This is a genomic window from Paenibacillus sp. 2TAB19, from assembly GCF_052115185.1.
GTDB lineage: Bacteria > Bacillota > Bacilli > Paenibacillales > Paenibacillaceae > Pristimantibacillus.
Genome location: NZ_JBFRGE010000173.1, coordinates 1 through 2,949 on the forward strand (window position 1 = coordinate 1; position 2,949 = coordinate 2,949).

A 2,949-nucleotide genomic window follows, 5' to 3' on the forward strand; every position below is an offset into this window, starting at 1 on the left:
AGCATTGGTTAAGCTATTAAGAGCGCACGGAGGATGCCTAGGCACCAGGAGCCGAAGAAGGACGTGGCGAACAACGATACCGCCTCGGGGAGCCGTAAGCAGGCTTTGATCCGGGGATTTCCGAATGGGGAAACCCAGCTGGAGTAATGTCCAGTTACTACTAAGTGAATACATAGCTTAGTAAGAGGCATACCGGGGGAACTGAAACATCTAAGTACCCCGAGGAAGAGAAAACAAAAGTGATTCCGTCAGTAGCGGCGAGCGAACGCGGATTAGCCCAAACCAAGGAGCTTGCTCCTTGGGGTTGTAGGACACTTCACATGGAGTTACAAAGGTGTTGGTTAGGCGAAGAGGTCTGGAAAGGCCCGCTAAAAGAGGTAAAAGCCCTGTAACCAAAAGCTAGCACTCTCCGAAGTGTATCCTGAGTACGGCGGGACACGTGAAACCCCGTCGGAATCCGGCAGGACCATCTGCCAAGGCTAAATACTCCCTGGTGACCGATAGTGAAGCAGTACCGTGAGGGAAAGGTGAAAAGCACCGCGGAAGCGGAGTGAAAAAGAACCTGAAACCGTGCGCTTACAAGAAGTCAGAGCCCGTTAAATGGGTGATGGCGTGCCTTTTGTAGAATGAACCGGCGAGTTACGATTACGTGCAAGGTTAAGTCGGAAAGACGGAGCCGCAGCGAAAGCGAGTCTGAATAGGGCGACATAGTACGTGGTTGTAGACCCGAAACCGTGTGATCTACCCCTGTCCAGGGTGAAGGTGCGGTAACACGCACTGGAGGCCCGAACCCACGAATGTTGAAAAATTCGGGGATGAGGTGGGGGTAGCGGAGAAATTCCAATCGAACTCGGAGATAGCTGGTTCTCCCCGAAATAGCTTTAGGGCTAGCCTCGGTTATGAGTGTCGTGGAGGTAGAGCACTGATTGGGTGCGGGGCCCGCCAAGGGTTACCAAGTCCAGTCAAACTCCGAATGCCATAGACATGCTTACCGGGAGTCAGACAGTGAGTGCTAAGATCCATTGTCAAGAGGGAAACAGCCCAGATCATCAGCTAAGGTCCCCAAGTGTGTGTTAAGTGGGAAAGGATGTGGAGTTGCAAAGACAACCAGGATGTTGGCTTAGAAGCAGCCACCATTTAAAGAGTGCGTAATAGCTCACTGGTCGAGTGACTCTGCGCCGAAAATGTAACGGGGCTAAACACACCACCGAAGCTATGACATTGCAGCTTGCTGCATTGGGTAGGGGAGCGTTGAATACGGGTTGAAGTCAGACCGTGAGGACTGGTGGASYGYATTCAAGTGAGAATGCCGGTATGAGTAACGAAAAGACAAGTGAGAATCTTGTCCGCCGAAAGCCTAAGGGTTCCTGAGGAAGGCTCGTCCGCTCAGGGTAAGTCGGGACCTAACGCGAGGCCGAAAGGCGTAGTGGAAGGACAACAGGTTGAAATTCCTGTACCACCGAAGATTGTTTGAGCAATGGGGTGACACAGAAGGGCAGTGACGCGGACTGATGGAATAGTCCGTCCAAGCAGTGAGGCTRRTTSGTAGGCAAATCCGCGAATCRTWMGGCTGGGCTGTGATGGGGAGCGAAAATTACAGTAGCGAAGGTCATGTACTCCGGCTGTCAAGAAAAGCCTCTAGTGAGATCTAGGTGCCCGTACCGCAAACCGACACAGGTAGGCGAGCAGAGCATGCTAAGGCGCGCGGAAGAACTCTCGTTAAGGAACTCGGCAAAATGACCCCGTAACTTCGGGAGAAGGGGTGCCTCGGTAGGGTGAATAGCCCGAGGGGGCCGCAGTGAAAAGGCCCAAGCGACTGTTTAGCAAAAACACAGGTCTGTGCGAAGCCGTAAGGCGAAGTATACGGGCTGACGCCTGCCCGGTGCTGGAAGGTTAAGGGGAGCGGTTAGGRGYAAYCCGAAGCTGTGAACCGAAGCCCCAGTAAACGGCGGCCGTAACTATAACGGTCCTAAGGTAGCGAAATTCCTTGTCAGGTAAATTCTGACCCGCACGAATGGCGTAACGACTTGGGCGCTGTCTCAACGAGAGATCCGGTGAAATTTTAATACCTGTGAAGATGCAGGTTACCCGCGACAAGACGGAAAGACCCCATGGAGCTTTACTGCAGCTTGATATTGGACTTTGGTACGATCTGTACAGGATAGGTGGGAGCCATTGAAGCATGAGCGCCAGCTTGTGTGGAGGCGACGTTGGGATACCACCCTGATCGTATCGGAGTTCTAACCTACTACCGTGAAACCGGTAGAGGGACCGTGTCAGGCGGGCAGTTTGACTGGGGCGGTCGCCTCCTAAAATGTAACGGAGGCGCCCAAAGGTTCCCTCAGAATGGTTGGAAATCATTCGAAGAGTGCAAAGGCATAAGGGAGCTTGACTGCGAGACCTACAAGTCGAGCAGGGACGAAAGTCGGGCTTAGTGATCCGGTGGTACCGAATGGAAGGGCCATCGCTCAACGGATAAAAGCTACCCTGGGGATAACAGGCTTATCTCCCCCAAGAGTCCACATCGACGGGGAGGTTTGGCACCTCGATGTCGGCTCATCGCATCCTGGGGCTGAAGTAGGTCCCAAGGGTTGGGCTGTTCGCCCATTAAAGCGGTACGCGAGCTGGGTTCAGAACGTCGTGAGACAGTTCGGTCCCTATCTGTCGCGGGCGCAGGAAATTTGAGAGGAGCTGTCCTTAGTACGAGAGGACCGGGATGGACGTACCGCTGGTGTACCAGTTGTTCCGCCAGGAGCACCGCTGGGTAGCCAAGTACGGACGGGATAAGCGCTGAAAGCATCTAAGCGTGAAGCCCCCCTCAAGATGAGATTTCCCAGTATGTAAGACCCCTTGAAGACGACGAGGTTGATAGGTTCGGGGTGGAAGCACAGCAATGTGTGTAGCTGACGAATACTAATCGGTCGAGGGCTTATCCTAAAARGCTTATAT

1 rRNA gene is annotated in these 2,949 nt (G+C 53.4%); it reads left to right on the forward strand.

Annotated features, from left to right (window positions below):
• Window positions 1–6: 6 nt before the first annotated feature.
• Window positions 7–2,937 (forward strand): 23S ribosomal RNA (locus AB4Z33_RS30665).
• Window positions 2,938–2,949 lie beyond the last annotated feature (12 nt).